The organism is Lentisalinibacter sediminis, assembly GCF_040706615.1.
In the GTDB taxonomy this organism is placed as follows: domain Bacteria; phylum Pseudomonadota; class Gammaproteobacteria; order Steroidobacterales; family Woeseiaceae; genus Lentisalinibacter; species Lentisalinibacter sediminis.
On record NZ_JAPDRF010000002.1, the window covers coordinates 396,217 to 415,293 of the forward strand.

The 19,077-nt window shown below is 67.3% G+C and carries 15 protein-coding genes; 4 read left to right on the forward strand and 11 right to left on the reverse strand.

Features of this window, described 5'->3' with window-relative positions:
- Positions 1–3: 3 nt before the first annotated feature.
- The 4 genes from chlG to ACJMKX_RS04680 are packed head-to-tail and all read left to right on the forward strand — an operon-like array spanning position 4 to position 3,952.
- Positions 4–918 carry a chlorophyll synthase ChlG gene (gene chlG / locus ACJMKX_RS04665; RefSeq protein ID WP_405221720.1) on the forward strand — a complete coding sequence of 305 codons (915 nt, stop codon included), beginning with the start codon at positions 4–6 and terminating at the stop codon, positions 916–918.
- Positions 915–2,261, forward strand: a complete 1,347-nt coding sequence (locus tag ACJMKX_RS04670; RefSeq protein ID WP_405221723.1) for a BCD family MFS transporter — start codon at positions 915–917, stop codon at positions 2,259–2,261. The genes chlG and ACJMKX_RS04670 overlap by 4 nt, the downstream gene beginning before the upstream one ends.
- A 13-nt stretch (positions 2,262–2,274) precedes the next feature.
- The gene (locus ACJMKX_RS04675) at positions 2,275–3,465 is read left to right on the forward strand and encodes a geranylgeranyl diphosphate reductase (RefSeq protein ID WP_405221726.1); all 1,191 of its coding nucleotides are present in this window, start codon (positions 2,275–2,277) and stop codon (positions 3,463–3,465) included.
- Between the two features lie 10 nt (positions 3,466–3,475).
- Positions 3,476–3,952: a TspO/MBR family protein gene (locus ACJMKX_RS04680; RefSeq protein WP_405221729.1), complete on the forward strand. Its 477-nt coding sequence runs from the start codon at positions 3,476–3,478 to the stop codon at positions 3,950–3,952.
- A 25-nt stretch (positions 3,953–3,977) separates the two neighbouring features.
- Here ACJMKX_RS04680 and feoB read toward each other — a convergent pair whose 3' ends face one another.
- The 11 genes from feoB to ACJMKX_RS04735 all read right to left on the reverse strand — a co-directional run bounded on the left by feoB (position 3,978) and on the right by ACJMKX_RS04735 (position 19,048).
- Positions 3,978–6,173 carry a ferrous iron transport protein B gene (feoB, locus tag ACJMKX_RS04685; RefSeq protein WP_405221732.1) on the reverse strand — a complete coding sequence of 732 codons (2,196 nt, stop codon included), beginning with the start codon at positions 6,171–6,173 and terminating at the stop codon, positions 3,978–3,980.
- The gene (locus ACJMKX_RS04690) at positions 6,170–6,421 is read right to left on the reverse strand and encodes a FeoA family protein (RefSeq protein ID WP_405221735.1); all 252 of its coding nucleotides are present in this window, start codon (positions 6,419–6,421) and stop codon (positions 6,170–6,172) included. The genes feoB and ACJMKX_RS04690 overlap by 4 nt, the downstream gene beginning before the upstream one ends.
- A gap of 181 nt (positions 6,422–6,602) precedes the next feature.
- Complete coding sequence (locus ACJMKX_RS04695; RefSeq protein ID WP_405221868.1) at positions 6,603–7,217, reverse strand: hypothetical protein; 615 nt, start codon at positions 7,215–7,217, stop codon at positions 6,603–6,605.
- Positions 7,218–7,343: 126 nt separating this feature from the next.
- Positions 7,344–9,773, reverse strand: coding sequence for an efflux RND transporter permease subunit (locus ACJMKX_RS04700; protein ID WP_405221738.1), 2,430 nt, complete (start codon positions 9,771–9,773; stop codon positions 7,344–7,346).
- Positions 9,770–10,888, reverse strand: a complete 1,119-nt coding sequence (locus ACJMKX_RS04705) for a WD40/YVTN/BNR-like repeat-containing protein (protein WP_405221740.1) — start codon at positions 10,886–10,888, stop codon at positions 9,770–9,772. The genes ACJMKX_RS04700 and ACJMKX_RS04705 overlap by 4 nt, the downstream gene beginning before the upstream one ends.
- 68 nt (positions 10,889–10,956) lie before the next feature.
- The gene (locus ACJMKX_RS04710) at positions 10,957–12,312 is read right to left on the reverse strand and encodes a DUF1329 domain-containing protein (protein WP_405221742.1); all 1,356 of its coding nucleotides are present in this window, start codon (positions 12,310–12,312) and stop codon (positions 10,957–10,959) included.
- 33 nt (positions 12,313–12,345) lie between these two features.
- Entirely contained in the window at positions 12,346–14,262 is a 1,917-nt protein-coding gene (locus ACJMKX_RS04715; protein WP_405221744.1) for a DUF1302 domain-containing protein, read from the reverse strand.
- Positions 14,263–14,423: 161 nt separating this feature from the next.
- Positions 14,424–15,674 carry an NAD(P)/FAD-dependent oxidoreductase gene (locus tag ACJMKX_RS04720; RefSeq protein ID WP_405221747.1) on the reverse strand — a complete coding sequence of 417 codons (1,251 nt, stop codon included), beginning with the start codon at positions 15,672–15,674 and terminating at the stop codon, positions 14,424–14,426.
- A gap of 31 nt (positions 15,675–15,705) precedes the next feature.
- Complete coding sequence (locus tag ACJMKX_RS04725; protein WP_405221750.1) at positions 15,706–16,983, reverse strand: class I SAM-dependent methyltransferase; 1,278 nt, start codon at positions 16,981–16,983, stop codon at positions 15,706–15,708.
- Between the two features lie 42 nt (positions 16,984–17,025).
- Complete coding sequence (locus ACJMKX_RS04730; RefSeq protein WP_405221753.1) at positions 17,026–17,781, reverse strand: DUF1365 domain-containing protein; 756 nt, start codon at positions 17,779–17,781, stop codon at positions 17,026–17,028.
- The gene (locus tag ACJMKX_RS04735) at positions 17,750–19,048 is read right to left on the reverse strand and encodes an NAD(P)/FAD-dependent oxidoreductase (protein ID WP_405221756.1); all 1,299 of its coding nucleotides are present in this window, start codon (positions 19,046–19,048) and stop codon (positions 17,750–17,752) included. Before ACJMKX_RS04735 ends, ACJMKX_RS04730 begins: the two co-directional genes overlap by 32 nt.
- Positions 19,049–19,077: the final 29 nt, after the last annotated feature.

Below are 19,077 nucleotides of genomic sequence, written 5' to 3' on the forward strand. Positions count from 1 at the left end.
GCCATGGGCGGACAGGCTACCGGCAGCGTCCACGCGCCGGCCCCGGCGCCGGGGGCCGTACTCGAACTGCTGAAACCCATCACCTGGTTCCCGCCGATGTGGGCCTTCATGTGCGGTGTCGTCTCGTCCGGCGTGCCGCTGGCGGGCAACTGGCTGGTGATCGCCGCGGGCATCGTGCTCGCCGGCCCGCTCGTGTGCGCGACCAGCCAGGCGGCGAACGACTGGTTCGACCGCCACGTCGACGCCATCAACGAACCGAACCGGCCGATCCCTTCCGGCCGGATCCCCGGCCGCTGGGGACTCTACATTGCGATCGCCTGGACGATCCTGTCGCTGGCGCTGGCCGCCGCGCTCGGCACCTGGGTGCTCGCCGCCGCCGTAGTCGGGCTGATCCTCGCCTGGGTGTACAGCGCGCCGCCGCTGCGCCTGAAGCAGAACGGCTGGTGGGGCAATACGGCCGTCGCCGCCTGCTACGAGGGCCTGCCATGGATCACCGGCGCGGCCGTCATGATCGGTGGTGCCATGCCGGACTGGCGCGTGTTCGTGCTGGCGGCGCTCTACAGCGCGGGCGCCCACGGCATCATGACGCTGAACGACTTCAAGTCCATCGAGGGCGACCTGCGCATGGGCGTGGGCTCCATCCCGGCCCGCATCGGGCCCGAACGCGCGGCCATCCTGGCCTGCGTCACCATGGCACTGCCCCAGGTGGTGGTCATCGGTTTCCTCTGGTGGTGGGGCCTCGCACCCTGGACGCTCGGCGTCGCCGCCGTACTGGCCAGCCAGCTCGCACTCATGCCGCGGCTGCTGAAAGACCCGCGCGGCAAAGCCGCCTGGTACAACGGCACCGGCATCACGCTGTACGTCTCGGGCATGATGATCAGCGCCTTCGGCCTGCGCGCCCTGGAGCTCGCGCCGTGAAGCCGCTCGGCTGGTTCGGCATCTTCCGCGTCGGCCTGGTGCAGACCGCGCTCGGCGCCATCGTCGTGCTGACGACCTCGACACTGAACCGGGTGATGGTGGTCGAGCTTGGCCTCGCCGCCATGCTGCCCGGCGCGTTGGTGGCACTGCACTATGCCGTGCAGGTCTCCCGACCGCGGCTCGGCTACGGCTCGGACCTGGGTGGCCGGCGCACGCCGTGGATCATCGGCGGCATGGCCGTGCTCGGCATCGGCGGCATCACCGCATCCTGCGCCACGTCCTGGATGGCCACGGATCCGGTCGCCGGCGCGGCGCTGGCCGCGCTGGCGTTCCTGCTGATCGGCGTCGGCGTCGGCGCAGCCGGCACGTCGCTGCTGGTGCTGCTCGCGAAGCGGGTCACGCCGGAGCGACGCGCGCCGGCGGCCACCACGGTCTGGCTGATGATGATCGCCGGCTTCGCCGTCACGGCCGGGGTGGCGGGTCATTTCCTGGACCCCTTCTCCATGCCGCGGCTGATCACCGTCACCAGTATCGTCTGCGGCGCGGCTTTCCTGTTGACGCTGGTCGCCATCCGCAACGTGGAGGGTCACGCCAGTGCGGCTTCCGCGGCGGCGGACACCGGCACCGCAGCCGCGGGCGAGGAACCCGGACCGCCGTTTCGCCATGCGCTGGCGGAGGTCTGGTCCGAGTCGCGGGCCCGGCGGTTCTCGATCTTCGTTTTCGTCTCCATGCTCGCCTACAGCGGCCAGGAGCTGATCGTCGAGCCCTTCGCCGGCACCGTATTCGGCCTGACGCCCGGCCAGTCCACCCAGCTGGCCGGCGTGCAGAACACGGGCATGCTGGTCGGCATGATCCTGGTGGCCGTCGGCGCCCGGCGCTTCGGCACGCTGAGCGGCTGGACCATCGGCGGCTGCATCGCCTCCGCCATCGCCCTGGTGGCCCTGGCGGCAGGCGGCTTCTTCGCCGACGAGTGGCCGCTGAAAGGCAGCATATTCGCACTCGGCATGGCCAACGGCGCCTTCGCGGTGGCCGCCATCGGCTCGATGATGGCGCTGGTCGCAGCGGGCAGGGAGCGCCGGGAAGGGGTCCGCATGGGCCTCTGGGGCGCCGCCCAGGCCGTGGCCTTCGGCGCGGGCGGCTTCCTGGGCACCATGGGCGTCGACGTGATGCGCAGCCTGGTGGACCTGCCGGCTACCGCCTACGGCGCGGTGTTCGCCAGCCAGGCGGTGATGTTCCTCGTGGCAACCGTGCTGGCGGCGCGGGTCGGCCACACCGGCGAACGTGGCAGCGACACACCACAGACGGGTCCCGTACGGCTGGCGACAGAGACGGGCCGACAATGACAGAGGAAACGACATGGAAGAATTCGAAATAGTCGTGGTCGGCGGCGGACCCGCCGGTGCCACTGCAGCTGCCACTCTCGCCCGCCAGGGCCGCTCGGTGCTGCTGCTGGACCGGGAGGGGCGCATCAAGCCCTGCGGCGGCGCCATCCCGCCCCGCCTGATCCGCGACTTCGAGATACCGGACGCGCTGCTGGTGGCCAAGGTGGACTCCGCGCGCATGGTCGCCCCGTCCGGCCGCGGCGTCGACATGCCCATCGAGGGCGGCTATGTCGGCATGGTGGATCGGGAGGAGTTCGATGAATGGCTGCGCGTGCGGGCGGCCGCCGCCGGCGCCGACCGGCGCCAGGGCACCTTCCGCGAGATCACCCGCGACGCCGACGGCACGGCGATCGTGCACTACCGTGCCCGCGAGGACGGCCGCGACGCGCCGCCGCGGGCGGTCCGTGCCCGCGCCGTCATCGGCGCCGATGGCGCCAACTCACGGGTGGCGAACCAGATGGTGCCCGGCGGCGACGCCATCCCCTACGTGGCCGCCTATCACGAGATCATCCGTTCCCCGGCCCAGGGCCAGGGAGACTTCGACGGCAAGCGCTGCGACGTGTACTACCAGGGGCACCTGTCGCCGGACTTCTACGCCTGGATCTTCCCCCACGGCGAGCACACCAGCGTGGGCGTCGGCAGCGCCAACAAGGGCTTCTCCCTGCGCGGCGCAGTGGCCGAACTGCGCGCCGCCACCGGCATGAGCGAGTGCGAGACCGTGCGGCGTGAGGGTGCGCCGATACCGCTGAAGCCGCTGAAACGCTGGGACAACGGCCGCGACGTTCTGCTGGCAGGTGATGCCGCCGGTATCGTGGCACCGGCCTCCGGCGAGGGGATCTATTACGCGATGGTCGGCGGCCAGTACGCCGCGGAGGCGGTGGAGGAATTCTGCGCCACCGGCAAGGCGAAGGCACTGAAGAAGGCGCGCAAGCGCTTCCTGAAAGAGCACGGGCGGGTGTTCTGGGTGCTGGGCCTGCTGCAGCGCTTCTGGTACTCGTCGGACAAGCGGCGCGAGCGCTTCGTCAGCATCTGCGAGGATCCGGACGTCCAGCGCCTCACCTGGGAGGCGTACATGAACAAGCGTCTCGTGCGCGCGAAGCCGATCGCCCACGTGCGCATCTTCTTCAAGGACCTCGCCCACCTGCTGGGGATCGTCTCGCCGTGAGCGCCTCTCCTTGAGCGCAAGAGCCGTACGCCCGCTGCCGATTGTCGTGGCCGCCCTCGCCGTCCTGGCGATGGGCGCCGGCGGCGGGCTGCTGACCGACCTCGGGCCCTGGTACCAGAACCTGGCGCAGCCGGACTGGAAGCCGCCGGACGTCGCGTTCGGACCGGTCTGGACGAGCATCTTCGTGCTGGCCGGGATCGGCGGCGTGCTGGCCTGGTCGGCCGCCGACGGCGCCGCCGACCGACGCCGCATCCTCACGCTGTTCGGCGCGAATGCCATCCTGAACCTGGGCTGGAGCGTGATGTTCTTCCAGGTGAAGCGCCCGGAGTGGGCGCTGGCCGAGCTCGTCCTGCTGTGGCTATCGATCGTGGCACTGATCGTCGGCCTGAGACGGATCTCGCTGGCAGCCTCCCTGCTGATGGTCCCCTATCTCGCCTGGGTGACTTTCGCCGGCTTCCTGAATTTCGTCATCGTACGACTGAACTAGGACCGACGGCCCGCCGGGTGCCGTTTCAGCTAAAGACCCGGTAGACGGTGAAAGCGCCGAGGTAGCCCAGCGCGGTCATGTAGGACCAGGCGAAGATGGGCCAGCGCCAGGTATTGGTCTCGCGCCGGATGACGGCGAGCGTGGCTGCACACTGCAGGCACCAGGCATAGAACACCAGCAGACCGAGCACCATCGGCAGCGTGAACACGGGGGTGCCGTCCGGCCAGGTCGCGGCGCTCAGGCGTTCCGACAGGCGTTCGTCGTCGGCCTCGGCGCCTACCGCGTAGATGGTTCCGAGCACCGCCACGACCACCTCGCGGGCCGGGAACCCGGCGAGCACCGCGGCGGAGACCCGCCAGTCCCAGCCGAGCGGATGGAAGACCGGGGCGATGGTCTCGCCGGCCCGCCCGAGCCAGCTCTGGGCGAGCTGGGCGGCGGCCGCCTCGTTCTCGATCTGGCTGAGCCGCTCCTCGAGCGCCTCGCCCTCGTAGGCCGCGACGGCCCGGGCGGCGGCCTCGCCGGCCGCCTGCTCCACCGTCTCCGAGCGGGGGAAATACGCCAGCGCCCAGATGATCACCGCCACCGAGAATATGACCGTGCCAGCGCGGCGCAGGAAGATACGCGCCCGGTCGAGCAGCTTGATGGCCACCGTACGCAGGTTGGGATAGCGGAACTCGGGCAGCGTCAGCATGAAGGTGGGACGCTCGCCGCGCAGCGCCGATCGCTTCAGCAGCAGCGCGGTGCCGACCCCGCCGAAGATGCTGAGCAGGTACAGGCCGAACAGCACGAGGCCCTGCAGATTGAGGGGACCCACGCCGCGGTCCGGAACGAAGGCCGCGATCAGCAGTGCGTAGACGGGCAGGCGGGCCGAGCAGGTCATGAACGGCGCGGCGAGGATGGTGGCGATGCGGTCGCGGCGATTCGGTATCACGCGAGTCGCCATGATGGCAGGCACGGCGCACGCGAAGCCCGAGAGCAGCGGGATCACGGAATGGCCGGAGAGCCCGACGCTGCGCATGGCGCGATCCACCAGGAAGGCCGCACGCGCGAGATAGCCCGTATCCTCCATGAGGATCAGGAACAGGAACAGAATCATGATCTGGGGCAGGAAGATCACGACGCTGCCTACGCCGGCGATCACGCCGTCCACCAGGAAGCTGGCGAGGAAGCCATCCGGCAGCCGGACTTGCAGGAACCTCCCGGCGCCGCTGACGGCCGCGTCGATCAGATCCATCATGGGCGTCGCCCAGGCGAACACGGCCTGGAAGACCACGGCCATGGACAGGATGAACAGCCCGGTGGCGGGCCAGGGCCGACTGAACCACGCGGTGACCCGCGCGCCCTGGCGCTCGATGGCCGAGCCTTGCTGCTGGACGTCCGCCAGGGCCTCACGGATCCAGCGGTAACGCTCCCGCGCCTCGACGGCCCGGGGCGGCTCCTCGCCGAACAGCTCGCGCCTGGCTCCCGCGAGCGCCTGCCGGCCGCGCTCGTCCAGGTTCTGCTGCCGCCAGGCCACGGTGGCCGGGTCGTCGTCCACCAGTGCCCGCTCGATATCGATGATGCCAACATGAGGGGGCAGGTCCGCCAGCTCCTCTCTCAGGCGCTCCGCCGTCTCCCGCAGCGCCGGCCAGAAGCCGATCCGCCGCGGCGGAGCCGTCTCCGGCAGCTGCGCGAGGCGGCTCTTCAATTCGCCGAAACCCCGGCCGGTGGTTGCTACCACCGGGACGATGGGGATGCCGCCGAGCTTCGCGGACAGCGCCTCCACGTCGATGTGCGTGCCGTTGCGGCGCGCGATATCGGTCATGGTGAGTGCGACCAGCAGCGGCCGTTCCAGCTCGACCAGCTGCTGCAGGAAATACAGGCTCTGGTAGAGCTGGGTCGCGTCGACTACGGCCAGGATCGCGTCCGGCGGCGGTGTGCCCGGCATGCGGCCGAGGAGCACGTCCACGGCGATGCGCTCGTCCGCGGAATACGGGCTCATGCCGTAGGTGCCGGGCAGGTCGATCAGATCGAACTCCCCCTCGGGCAGGGACGCACGGCCGGATTTTTTCTCGACGGTGACGCCGGGATAGTTCCCGGTGTGCTGGCGCATGCCGGTGAGCCGGTTGAAGACCGTACTCTTCCCCGCGTTCGGATTACCCACCAGCGCGATGGTGCCCGCCGCCCGGCGGGTCATCGCCACTGCCGAGAGTGGGACGGCGATTTCCCGGTTGTCGCTCATTCCTGTTCTGGGACGTTGTTCCCTTCCAGGTGCTCCACCCGGAACCGCCTGGCCTGGTCCTGGCGCAGCGAGATGGACGTCCCGTGGAGGCGGAATTCCAGCGGGTCGCCGCCGAGGGAGCGGTGCATAAAGGTGAGCTCCGCACCCTCCACGAGGCCGAGCGTCATCAGGCGCTGGACGCCCGGATCGGAGGGGTCGACCGACGCGATCCGGACGCGATCGCCGTTCTTGAGGTCTTTAAGGGTCATTTCAGCTCTCTGTCTCGGAGCCGAATGATAATCGTTTGCGTCTTTGCTAGCCATTGCGGCAAGCGCGTACTCTCCCGGGATTTACCACCTGATCAGCGACTCACGGGCGCCCACGGACCCGCGGCGGCGGCATCCGTCCGCCGGCTCACCGGCTACGGGAAGGCTGCCGCGCCGATGACGGTCAGCTGGCGGTCTTCTTCGCGGACGCTTTCTTCGAGCTCGTCTTTCTGGCCGATGCCTTTCTGGCGGGCGTCTTCTTGCGCGCCGTCTTCCGGGTGGTCTTCTTTTTCGAGGCCTTTTTCTTCGCGGCCGTCTTCTTGGCCGCTTTCTTCTTTGCGGGCTTCTTCTTTGCCGCCTTCTTAGCTGCGGGCTTCTTCTTTTTCTTCTTCCTTCCGGTCATCCTCTCGATCTGCTTTTCGACCTGGTCTATCGCCTTGTCGATGCGCAGCGCATGGGTGAGGTGTTTCCGCGCCGAATTGAGATCGTCGCGCACGAGACTGAGATCCTTGCGCATGTCGGCGGCCTCTTCCCGCGCCTCGCCGACCGTCTTTTTCAGGTTATCGATCTGCTCTTTCAGTTCCTTCCGCGTCCTGTCGCTGGTGGCCTTGGCGAGCTTCTCCGCCTTTTTCTGCATGTCCTTGCGGGCCTTCTCGACGCGCTTGTTGGCCTTCTTGATCTCGCGCATCAAGCGATCGCGTTCCCGGCTGAGCCGTTTCGTCGCCGACTCCGCCGCCTTGCGGAATTCTTTCTTGGCGTCCTGCAATGCGCGCTGCTGCTTCCTGACTTCTTCGATCATGGTCGTACTCCATCAAACGCTCTTACGGAGACCGATTCCGTTCAGCCCTCCGCAGGAATGCTACCCGAGTGCCCAGGTAACGTCATCCGCAAAAACCAGGGGCCGCACACCGCGGCCCCCGGGTACTCAGTTCGCCGCGCCGGTGGCACCGGACAGCCGTGGCTCGGCATCGTGGTCCGGCCCGGCGCCAATCAGGAAGCGTGCCAGAGCCGGCAGCAGCACGAGCGCGCCCAGCATGTTCCACAGGAACATGAAGGTCAGCATGAGACCCATGTCCGCCTGGAACTTGATCGGAGAGAAGATCCAGGTGGCGACGCCCACGGCGAGGGTGATGCCGGTGAAGGCCACGGCCTGACCGGTCGTCTGCAGCGTCCGGTCGTAAGCAGCCTTGAGGTTGAGGCCGTCGCGCAGATGGGAGTCGAGCCGGCTGAAGATGTAGATGCCGTAATCCACGCCGATACCGACGCCCAGCGCGATCACGGGCAGAGTCGCTACCTTGACGCCGATACCGAGGAAGGCCATCAGCGCCTGCGCCAGCACGGAAGTGAGCGCCAGCGGCAGGATGATGCATATCACGGCGCGCCAGGAGCGGAAGGCGAGCAGCACGAGGAAGCTGACCACCCCGTACACCAGTGCCAGCATCTGGTATTGCGCCGTGGCGATCACCTCGTTGGTGGCCGCCTCGATGCCCGCGTTGCCGGCGGCCAGCACGAAACGCACGTCGTCGCTGTTGTTCGCCTCGGCGAAGGCCTCGGCATCGGCGACCACGCGCTGCAGCGTCTCGGCTTTGTGGTCCTCCAGGAACAGCAGCACCGGCACCATGCTGCAGTCCACGTTCATCAGGTTCGAGGGCACCCGGGAGAGCGAGTTGTTCAGGATGTACTGGTTGCGGCTCAGCGTGTGCCAGAGCGGATTGCCCTCGTTCATCGCCTGGATGACCAGCTTGGAGACGTCGACCAGCGAGACGACGGACTGCACTCCCCGGGTATCGCTCATGACCTCCTGGAAGCGATCGATCGCCGCCAGGGTCTCGTACTCCCCACACTGCTGTGTCGGAGTCTCGACCATGACCACGAACACGTCGGTGCCGGTCGAGAAATTCTCTGTGAGAAACGCGTTGTCGAGATTGTAACGCGAATCCGGCCGCAACTCGGGAGCACCCGGATCGAGATCGCCGATGCGCAGATCCTGACTGAAATAGAGACCCAGTCCGCCAAGCAGGATCGCGACGCCGATCGCCAGCGTAGCCCGACCGCGCAGGACGAAGTTGCCGAAGAACTGCCAGGTGGGATGCGGCTTCTCCCGGCGCTTCTGCAGGTGGCGCACGCCGTGCTTCGAGATGCCGGTGTAGGACAGCAGCACCGGCAGCAGGAACAGGTTGGTGAAGATGATGACGGCGACACCGATACCAGCGGTCAGCGCCAGCTCCTGGATGACCGGAATGTCGATCACCATCAGCGTGAGGAATCCGATACCGTCGCTGACGAGTGCCACCATGCCGGGCACGAACAGCACCCGGAACGTGCCGCGTGCGGCCTGCTCGGCGGTGGCACCGACGCTGAACCGGTTGGCGACGTTGTTGATGATCTGGACCGAGTGGCTGATGCCGATGGCGAAGACCAGGAACGGAACCAGCATGGAGTAGGGGTCGAGACCGTAACCCAGGGTCTTCAGCAGACCGAGTTGCCAGATCACCGCCATGGTCGAGCAGACCAGCGGCATCATCGTGGCCCAGTGGCAACGAGAGTAGTAGTAAAGCAGAACCAGCGTAATCAGGAAGGCGATGCCGAAGAACGAGGCCACCAGTGTGGCGCCCTCGATCAGGTCGCCGACGACCTTCGCGAAACCGGTGATGCGGATCTTGATCGTGTCGGACTCGTACTTGTCCCGCACGAGGCGCTCGAGATCCTGGGAGAACTCGTAATAATCGAGCTTCTCGCCGGTCTCCGGATTCACGTCCACCAGCGGCGCGATGATCGCCGCCGAACGGAAGTTGTTCGCCACGAGCCGTCCGATCTGGCCGGATCGGTCTATGTTTTCCCGCAGTTGCTGCAGCGCTCTGGGCGAGCCGTCGTAGTCGTCCGGGATGACCGCGCCGCCGCGGAAGCCTTCCTCGGTGACCTCGCTCCAGCGTACGTTGGGAGTCCACAGCGATTCGAGCTTCGAGCGGTCGACGCCGGTAATGTAGAAGACCTCGTCGGTGATCTCCTGCAGCGTCTCCTGGAACTCCGCATCGAAGATATCCCCTTCCGTCGTCTGCACGATGATGCGCACGAAATTGCCGAGCGATGCCAGATCCTGCTTGTTCTCGAGATAGTTCTCGATATAGGGATGCGAGACCGGAATCATCTTCTCGAAGCTCGCATCCGGACGCAGCTGACTCGCCTGGAAGGTGAGGAACGCCGTCACGGCCGCGAAGATCAGCAGGATGATGGGGCGATTGGAAAACAGCAGGGGTGCGACGTGCGCCTCGCGTGCGAGCTGCTCCTGCAAACGGCGACTGCGGGCTTCTTCGTCCTCGCCGCCGGGCGACTCCTGATTTGTGTCTTCCGTCATGGTGCGACGCCCTCAGCCGTGTCGAGATCCGTGCGGATGCCGCCGAAACCGGCGATGAGCATGCGGCCGTTCCCCACCCGCTCGACGGCGGCCAGCGAGGCACGGCTGTCGAGCGGCAGGGTGGAAAAGGTCCTGCCGTCGTCACGGCTCTCGAGAATAGTGCCCGCGGCGCCGACGAGCACGATGCGCCCGTCGGAGAACACCTGACCGCCGAACAGCGTACTCTCGCCGGGCGCGTCGATAGCCGCCCAGGTATCGCCGTCGTCCTCTGAGCGGAAGATTCTTCCGCGCAGCCCGTAGATCAGCGCGCTGCCCGCCTCCGTCGTCAGGACGCCGAAGAACGAACCCTCGTAGGGCGAGTCCAGCGCCTCCCACGTATCGCCGTCGTCTGTGGAGCGGTGCAGCTGGCCGGCTTCACCGGCGATAAGCAGTGCGCCGGATTCGCTGAGCCCGATGTCATAGAGGTGGTAGCCGCTGGGATTGTCCAGCCGGTGAGAGTGCAGCTTCCAGGTCTCGCCGCCATCGTCGGTACGAAGCAGCAGCCCGTAGGCGCCGGTGATATAGCCGCGGCGCTCGTTCTGAAACCAGACGTTCAGCGCCGGATGCGTGATGCCCTCCTCCCGGGCGCGCTCGGCGTCCTCGAGAGCGAACTCGGCCTCCTCCAGGGCCCACTGGGCGTCTTCACGCTCGTCGTCCGCTGCGTTCTCCAGCCTCGCGCGGGCCTCGTCGATGAGTGCCTTCGCCGCATCGATCTGCAACTCAGCGATCTTCTCTCCGGTTAGCGCGACAGACCAGGTCTGGCCGCGATCGGCGCTGGTCAGCGCTATACCTTCGTGGCCTACCGCCCATCCGGCGTCCGCACGCGGAAAATCGGCGGCCGTCAGCATGAGGGAGACTGGTACATCTGCATGCTGCCACACGTTGCCGCCATCATCGGAATAAATGATGTGGCCCTGCTCACCGACTGCGACGAGCCGGTCTCCCGCCCGGTCGAGGTCGACCAGCAGGGCATGCTCGGCGTCCGGCGAGGGGATCGCCGGACGATAGGCGAACGGCTCCTGCGCCATGCCCGCTACGCTCCACAGGCACAGCAGCACTGCAATCGCTTTCTTCAAAGACTCCCCCTCTGCAGAAATCGCGGCCGTCCGCACTCACCCGGGCGGACGGCCGCGCTGTCGATTGACTACCGGATGCCGGACCTCCTGAGAGCCGCCGGGGTGTACTCGCGTTCGGTCGCCTCGTAGCCCCACACGTAGCTGTAACCGTCCACCTCGTTATCGAGGCCGATCGGCAGATGGCGGCCGGAGATCAGGTCGTAGGACGACGTGGCGATGGCCCAGGGCACCTGCGCCTGGTAATGGACGATCTGGTGGGCCTCCTTGACCCGCCACAGCTCGCCGCGACCGTCGTACTGGTCGGCAACCGCGATCTGCCACATATCCTCGTCTACGAAGAAGACGCGCTTGGCGTAGACGTGACGCTCGCCTTCCTTCAGCGTGGCTTCGACGATCCAGACCCGATGCAGCTCGTAACGGAGGTACTCCGGATTCAGGTGTCCCGGCATGACGATGTCCTCGTAGGACAGGCTCTTGTCGGCCAGCCGGTAGGCGTTGTACGGGATGTAGAGCTCCTTCTTGCCGATGAGCTTCCAGTCGTACTTGTCCGGCGCCCCGTTATACATGTCCAGATCGTCCGCGGTACGCAGACCGTCGGAGGCGGTACCGGGACCGTCGTAGGCGACGTCCGGCGCCCGGCGTACCCGGCGCTGACCGGCGTTGTACACCCAGGCCGCCCGTGGCTCTTTCACCTGGTTGATGTTCTCGTGCACCAGCAGCACGTCGCCCTCCAGGCGGGCCGGCGCGACGATGCGCTGCTTGTAGTAGAACAGCCGGTTGGCCGGTGCGTCTTCCAGGTAGCGCGCGTAGGTGAGCTGGTCTTCGAAGATCACCGGGCTGAAGGCGCCGTTGGCCTGCACCGGGATCTGGGCGTAGGTGCGCTTGAAGCTGCCGCCCCGGTAGCGCATCACGTGATTCCAGACGATCTCGATGCCACTCTCAGGCAGCGGGAACGGGAAGTCGGAAGCGAGGTTCTCGAGACCGTTGCCGCCGGCGACGAGCTGGACGTCCACGGCGCCGGCCTTGACCTGGTCATAGACCTCCTGGGGATAACCCGCGGTCCGGCGGCTCTTGTAGACCGGCATCCGGTAGGTATCCGGGTAGCGTTTCAGGACGGCGATCTGGCCCGGAGACAGGTTCTCCTCGTACTCCTGGTAGTTCTCTGCCGTAATCACGAACAGGGGTTCGTCCTCGGGGAAGGGATCCACCAACGGACCTCCGTCGACGTAGTTCGCCGGCGGCTCGGTGAGACCACCGGTCCACTCCGGGATCGTGCCGGCCTCGTTGCCGGCGCGCTCGGCGCCCATCGGGGTCAGTTCAGGGCCACCCAGCCGCGCGGCCTCCTCGGGCGAGACGCCCGCCACGGCAGTTCCGGCGAGCAGGCAAGCCGCGGCCGACACCATGGAGATTGCTGATCTGCGCATTCGTTTCACCATTGCATTCGTTAATTCAAGATATCAGAAAATGATGCCGAAGCTCACGGAGACGAAATCCCGGTCCTTCTGCGTGTTGTAATCACCACCGCTGAAGTCCGTGTAGGATAACGACGCCGTGTACTTGTTCAGATACTCGGCGTTGACGCCCACGCTCAGCGCCTTGGAGCCTTCATTGAAGTTCGGTGTCGGCGAGTAGCCGTCCACGTCGTGGGCCCAGGCGATGTTCGGCGTCAGGTTGATGCCGGCGATCGCATCGTTGTAGGTGAGCGAGCCGCGGACACGGTAGCCCCAGCTGGTATCTGTCACGTAGCCGTCGCTCTTGCAGTTTGACGGCGTGATATTCGGGACGATCGGGTCCACGACCCCCTGCAGCGGCGGCGGCGGGAAGAACGGCTGGTCGCAGGCCAGTACGCCGGGCAGCGGCAGGCCGAGACTCGCGAGCGGAATGGGCTCGAATTCACCGGTGCCATAGATGGGCGAGCGGCCGTAGCGTGTGGAGGAAACGGGGTCCGGCAGCGAGCTGACCCGGTTGCCGCCGACCTCGGCCACGACGGACATGCGGTTGGCGCCCAGCACCTGCTCGAAGAACTTGACCACCGTGAACTGCCACTGCATCACATCGAAGTCGTCATAGCCCTGCGCCGTCTCGCCCGGCGGCGTCGCGAGCACGCGCGGCGTCACGGGACTCCAGGGCGCGAGACCCACGGCGGCCTGCAGCAGATCCACCGTGTTGAGCTGCACCGGGAAGTCCGGCCGGTAGCTCACCTCGCCGGAGAGCGCAAAGCCGGCGACGTTGGTCGCGAATGTCGCGCCGAAGATCTGGATATCCTCCGGATAGTCGATCGTGTACTGCGGATTGCCGCCGAAGGGGTCGCCCGGGATGAACGGCTCGAAGTCCGGGCTGCCGTCCGGCGGGCCGAGGCTGCCGTCGGGCAGGGTCGGGTTGGCGGATACGACGCCGCTGAAATAAGGCGTGCGGCTGTGGATGTTGATGTAGTACAGGCCGAACTCGCTGAAGTTCAGGTTCTCGGCGAAGTAGCGGAAGCCGACGCCCCACTGACCGGCGTCATCCGGGATGTCGTCTTCGGTGCGGGTGATGAACAGGCCCTGCTGATAATTCACCCGGTCCGGGAAATCGGCGCGGAGCGTAACGCCGTTGCACCCCTGCGCGGCCGGATCGGTCTGCGAGAAGTAGGTGCCGCAGCCGTCGATGACCGTGCGCTCCCACTCGAGCTGGTAGAAGGCCTCGACGCTCAGCGCCTGGCTGACGCCCACGTTGAACGACACCATGCTGACGGGCAGCAGGCCTTCCTTGATCTCCGCCCCGGGGCGGCGGAACGCCGAGACGTCGACGGGGTTGATCGCGTTGATGCCGTTCTGGATGAACGTGCTCTCGCCCCACGACAGCACCTGGCGGCCGATGCGGAAGTCCAGCGGCATGGTGTCGAAGATGGTCAGATCGGCATAGAAGAAGGCGTCCAGCAGCTCGATGCCCGAAGACTTCGCGAAGTCATTGAAGTCCGAGTCGTTCAGCTCCTGGCCGGGCACGTACTGGTTCAGCAGGTTGCCGTGCGGGCGCGAGCCGTTCTCCAGCTCGTGGTCGTACCAGTACTTGCCGCGCAGGAACACGCCCATGTTCTGGTAGCGGAACTCGAGGTCGTGCACGCCCTTCAGGATCAGCGAGTAGATATCGCCGTCCTCGAAGTTCAGGTTACCGTCGTCCGCGGTGTTACTCGAGGCAGTTCCGCCCGGGAAGTTGCCCGGCGTCACCAGACTCGGATCGATCTCGTCGATCCGCCAGCTCGCACCGATGGAGATTTCGGAATTGAAGCTCCCCTCGATGTCCCCGATCGTGAACTCGGCTGCCGAGGCAGGTGCCGGTAGCGCGAGCGCGAACCAGACCAGCGCCAGCAGCGCCGGCACAGTTATTCTGTTCATAGGACCCCTCATCGAATCTTATCAGCTTGTTGTGCTGCCGCTGCGAGCTATCCCCGCGCAGCGTGTCCGACTGAGCGTAGCACCCCCCCCAGCGACCGCCCGTCCGTATGCGGCGCAGGTCACTGACGGATTTCACCTATATGACGCCGGAGCGCCAGGTGCTAGTCGGCGGCGCTGACGATGCGGCTCCCCCGGACCCGAGCTAGACTTGCACACGAGAACGCTTCTGGCAACACCTGTTTGCGCAGGGCGTTGCTCGCGCGGGAGACCAGCCCGGCCGCGAGGCGGGGCGCGGGGAGGCCGAGGGAGAGACTGGTCATGTAGAACTGGTAGACCCCTTCCTTGGCGGCCGCCAGCAGCGGGCTCGCCAGCACCGTCCCGCCGGCCACCAGATAGGTATCCAGATCACCGAGCGAAATCAGCAGCGGTTTGTGCGACGGCCGGAAGGCCTTGAGCGGCCGGCTGCGCAGGAAATGCTGCAGGTTCCACGCGGCGTACGCCCCCATGTCCAGGGCGTGGTAGGCCTGCTTGCGCAGCGGCTCGGGCAGACCGGCACAGTCGCCCGCCACGAACAGCGCCGGTGACGCCTCGCTCTGCAGCGTGTCACGCACCGGCACCCAGTTCACCCCGGCGCGCCCGCCGGGGATCAGTCCCGACTCCGCCAGGAAGGGCGGCGGCGTCAGGCCTGCCGACCAGATGGCGAGATCCGCCGGCAGGCGCTCGCCGGAGGCCAGGACGACGGTTTTCGCGGTCAGGCGGGAGACGGCCTCGCCGGTGTGCCAGCGCACCGGCAAGCCGGCACAGCGCGCGCGGATGTCTGCGGCCAGCGCCGCCGGCAGTCCGGGCAGTAGCTCCGGCTCGCACTCGACCACATGGACGGTCAGCCCCTCCTGCTGCCGGTGGCTGCGCAGTATCTCGCCGAGGGCCTCGATGCCCGAGACACCGCCGCCGATGATCACCACCGACGCCGACGAGGCGCCGCCACGCCCGGCGATCGCCGTCAGCCGCGCCTCGATGAGTGCGGCATCGCCGGCGTGACGGAAGTCGACGGCATGCTGCGCGGCGCCGGCTATGCCGCCGTGCGCCCTTGCCCCGCCCGGGGCGAGAAGGCAGGCGTCGTATTCCAGTGCCGCGCCCGTCGCGGTATGCACCCGCCGGGCGCCGACGTCCAGCCGCTCCACCGCGTCCTCCAGGAAGCGGTGGCCGGCGTTCTCCACCAGCGCGCGGCTGTCCAGCAGGACGTCGCGGCGGCTCTTCGTGCCGGAGAGGATCTCGTGGATGTTCGGTGTCCACTCGAACGCAGCGCTCGGGTCCACCACGGTCACGGCGTAGCGCCGGGAAATCGCGGTGGCGGCGGCCAGTCCCGCGAACCCCGCGCCGACGATAACGATGCGCTGTTTCCTCATCGCCATCGATTCCTCTGCTCGGGATTCCGGCGCCGCGTCACGGGCGGTAACCGCCGAGCGGGCTGCGATTGCCGGGCTTGCCGAGCACCATCTGGACGTCGCCGATGGCGCGCTCACGGAAGCCGCCTTCACAATAGCAGAGGTAGTACTCCCACATGCGGATGAACACGTCGGAATAGCCGAGTTCGCGCACGGCGGGCAGGTTCGCCATGAAGCGCCGGCGCCATTCGGCCAGCGTGCGGGCGTAGTCGAAGCCGATCTCCTGCAGGTCGCAGAGCCGGAGCGACGTCGCCCGGGTCATGATGTCGAGCATGGCCGTGACGGAGGGCAGACCGCCGCCGGGGAAGATGTAGCGCTTGATGAAATCGACCGAACGGCGCGCGTGCTCGTAGTTCTGGTCGGCAATGGTAATCGTCTGCAGCACCATCAGCCCGTCGTCGGCGAGCAAGTCGTCCACCTTGCGGAAATAGGTGGTGAAGTACTCGTGGCCGACCGCCTCCAGCATCTCGACGGAGACGATCCGGTCCCAGGTGCCGTCGAGGTCCCGGTAGTCGCAGAGCCGCACGTCGACCCGGTCGGCGACACCCTCTGCTTCCGCGCGGCGCCTCACCGCGGCCAGCTGGTTGTCCGAGAGCGTGACCGTGGTGACCCGGCAGCCGTACTCCTTGGCCGCATGCACGGCCAGCGCGCCCCAGCCACTGCCGATCTCCAGCAACCGGTGTTCGGGCGCGAGATCCAGTTTCTCGCACAGCAGGCGGATCTTGTTCCGCGAGGCCTGCTCCAGCGTGGTGTGCTCCTCGTCGAAGACCGCCGCCGAGTACATCATGGTGTCGTCCAGGAACAGGCGGAACAGGTCGTCGCCCAGGTCGTAGTGGGCCTGGATGTTGCGGCGGCTGCCGCTGCGGGTGTTCCGGTTCAGCCGGTGCGCCAGCCGGAACACCGGGTGCAGCAGTCGGGCAGCCCCGCTGTCCATGCTCTCCAGCACGTCCCGGTTCACGAGGAACAGCCTGACCACGCCGGTCAGATCGTCGGCCTTCCACCAGCCGCGCATGTAGGCCTCGCCGGCACCGAGCGCGCCGCCCAGCGCGATCTCCGCCCAGGCGCGCGGATCCACGATGTCCACGGTGACGTCCAGGGGGCAATCGTCGGTCGGCGCACCGAAACGGTGCTCCCGCCCGCCTTCACGCAGGACCATCCGGCCGCGCCGGACGCTGTTCAGGCGGCCGAGCAGGCCGCGGCGGGCCAGCGAATCGCTCCACGGCAACTTACGTTCCCGGCGGTCTTTGGCGGCGATGGCGATGTCGTGATGTCTCATGGGTGTATGACGGTTTTTCGAATATCGGGCCTGAAGGCCCTCCTACAGGGGTTTTTCCGGGTGCGGGATGTAGCGGGCCCGCTTCAGCCACAGGCGCAGCGCCTGCCAGTGGATGCCCGCCACGACCTTCAGCGTTATGAAAGGATAGCGCAACAGGGCCAGTGCCAGCTCGCGGCCGGTGAGCGGCCGGCGGCGCAGCACCATCGAGGCCTGCAGGCGCAACTCGCCGTTCTGGAAATCGTTCATGGCCACGGACAGCATCTCGCCCGGCCGCGAGAAATAGCACTGGTAGCGCATGTCCATCGGCAGAAACGGGGAGACGTGGAAGTCCTTGTCGAACCCGGCGCGGCGGCCGCCGGCGACGGGGCGCAGGGAATCGCCGGCCAGCACGTAGCAGTGCTGCTCGCCCCAGGGCGTGTTGTTTACCTCGAGGACGACCGCCTCCATCTCGTCGCCCCCCTCGCCCATGCAGTAATAGATGCTGACCGGATTGAAGGAATGGCCGAAGTAGGCGAGATGGGACAGCAGGAAGATACGCCCCGCGGGCCGGCGGCCCGTGCGCGAGGCGACGAGCTCGCGCACGCAGTCGTCCAGGGGACGCGACGGATCGCCGAGATGATCGGCCCGGCGGAATCGCACGGGTGCATAGCGGCGTGCCGACCAGAGCAGCAGACGGCCGCGCAGCCGGTCCAGCTCCTGCAGATCCAGGAACACCATGAACAGGCGGTAGCGGAAGTCGTGCTCCGGCACGCCGAAGCGCCGGTGCCTAACCCACCCGCGATAGATACAGCTCTGCATCGCTCATCTGCTCCCGGCGGCTGCCGCGAACGTCCTCGACCGCCGCCAGCGCGCTCTGCACGCCGTCCTCGTGGAACCCGAAACCCCAATAGGCGCCGCAGTAGGCGGTGCGGTTGACGCCGCTGATAGCCCGCCGACGTCCCCGTGCCTCGACGGAGGGGACGTCGTAGACCGGATGATCGTAATCGATGCGGCGGATTATCTTCGCCGGATCGATGTCGCCGCTGCGGTTCAGCGTCACCAGATACTGGGTCTCCGTCGGCAGGGACTGGAGGATGTTCATACTGTAGGTTACCGCGACGCGGCGCTGCGGCTGACGGGGCCGGTGGTAGTTCCACGCCGCCCACGCCCGGCGCCGGCGCGGCAGCAGACGGTCGTCGGTGTGCAGCACGGCCTCGTTCGGCTGGTAGCCGATGGCGCCCAGCACCTCCCGCTCCGCGTCGCTGGGGTCAGCAAGCATGGCCAGCGCCTGATCACTGTGGCAGGCGAGCACGGCGTAATCGAATCGCTCGGGTGCTGCCCCCTGCGGCGTCACCGTGACGCCGTCGCGGTCCCGGGCAACGCTCTGCACCGGCGTGGCGAGCCGGACGCTGCCGGCGTACGACCGCATCAGGGGTTCCAGGTACTGCCGCGAGCCGCCCCGTATGACCCGCCAGCTCGGGCGGTCCGACAGCTGCATGAGGCCGTGGTGATCGAAGAACCGGGCCAGATAGGTGAGGGGGAAGTCGCCCACCCGGTCCGGCGAGGCGGACCAGATGGCCGCTGCCATCGGCAGCAGGTACTGTTCACGGAACGCGGCCGAGTAGCCGTTGTACTCCAGGTACTCGCCGACGGTCAGCTCCTCACCCTGGGGCGCGGACGAGCGGGCGAGCGCCGTGCCCTCCTCGTTGAAGCGCAGGATGTCACGCAGCATCCGATAGAAGCCCGGGCGCAGCAGGTTGCGGCGCTGGGCGAAGATCCCGTTCATGGAGCTGCCGCAGTATTCGAGACCGCTGCGCTCGCACTGCACGCTGAAGCTCATGGCGGTGGGCTGGCTGTCCACGCCCAGTTCGGCCAGCAGTTTCACGAACTCCGGATAATTGCGCTCGTTGTAGACGATGAACCCGGTGTCGATCGCGAGCGTGCCCTCGGGCGCCTCCACGTCGACCGTGTGGGTATGCCCGCCGGGCCGGTCCGATGCCTCGAACACCACCACCTCGTGCTCGGCGGCGAGTCCGCGTGCCGCGACCAGCCCGGACACGCCCGCACCGATGACCGCTATCCTCATGTCCTGCGCCGCCCTCTCAACAGATACGA

Coding starts and splice junctions, on each gene's coding strand:
- ACJMKX_RS04690 (WP_405221735.1), bottom strand. CDS start 6,421: ATGACCCTTAAAGACCTCAAGAACGGCGATCGCGTCCGGATCGCGTCG.
- ACJMKX_RS04695 (WP_405221868.1), bottom strand. CDS start 7,217: ATGATCGAAGAAGTCAGGAAGCAGCAGCGCGCATTGCAGGACGCCAAG.
- feoB (WP_405221732.1), bottom strand. CDS start 6,173: ATGAGCGACAACCGGGAAATCGCCGTCCCACTCTCGGCAGTGGCGATG.
- chlG (WP_405221720.1), top strand. CDS start 4: ATGGGCGGACAGGCTACCGGCAGCGTCCACGCGCCGGCCCCGGCGCCG.
- ACJMKX_RS04730 (WP_405221753.1), bottom strand. CDS start 17,781: ATGCAGAGCTGTATCTATCGCGGGTGGGTTAGGCACCGGCGCTTCGGC.
- ACJMKX_RS04715 (WP_405221744.1), bottom strand. CDS start 14,262: ATGAACAGAATAACTGTGCCGGCGCTGCTGGCGCTGGTCTGGTTCGCG.
- ACJMKX_RS04675 (WP_405221726.1), top strand. CDS start 2,275: ATGGAAGAATTCGAAATAGTCGTGGTCGGCGGCGGACCCGCCGGTGCC.
- ACJMKX_RS04720 (WP_405221747.1), bottom strand. CDS start 15,674: ATGGCGATGAGGAAACAGCGCATCGTTATCGTCGGCGCGGGGTTCGCG.
- ACJMKX_RS04700 (WP_405221738.1), bottom strand. CDS start 9,773: ATGACGGAAGACACAAATCAGGAGTCGCCCGGCGGCGAGGACGAAGAA.
- ACJMKX_RS04710 (WP_405221742.1), bottom strand. CDS start 12,312: ATGCGCAGATCAGCAATCTCCATGGTGTCGGCCGCGGCTTGCCTGCTC.
- ACJMKX_RS04725 (WP_405221750.1), bottom strand. CDS start 16,983: ATGAGACATCACGACATCGCCATCGCCGCCAAAGACCGCCGGGAACGT.
- ACJMKX_RS04735 (WP_405221756.1), bottom strand. CDS start 19,048: ATGAGGATAGCGGTCATCGGTGCGGGCGTGTCCGGGCTGGTCGCGGCA.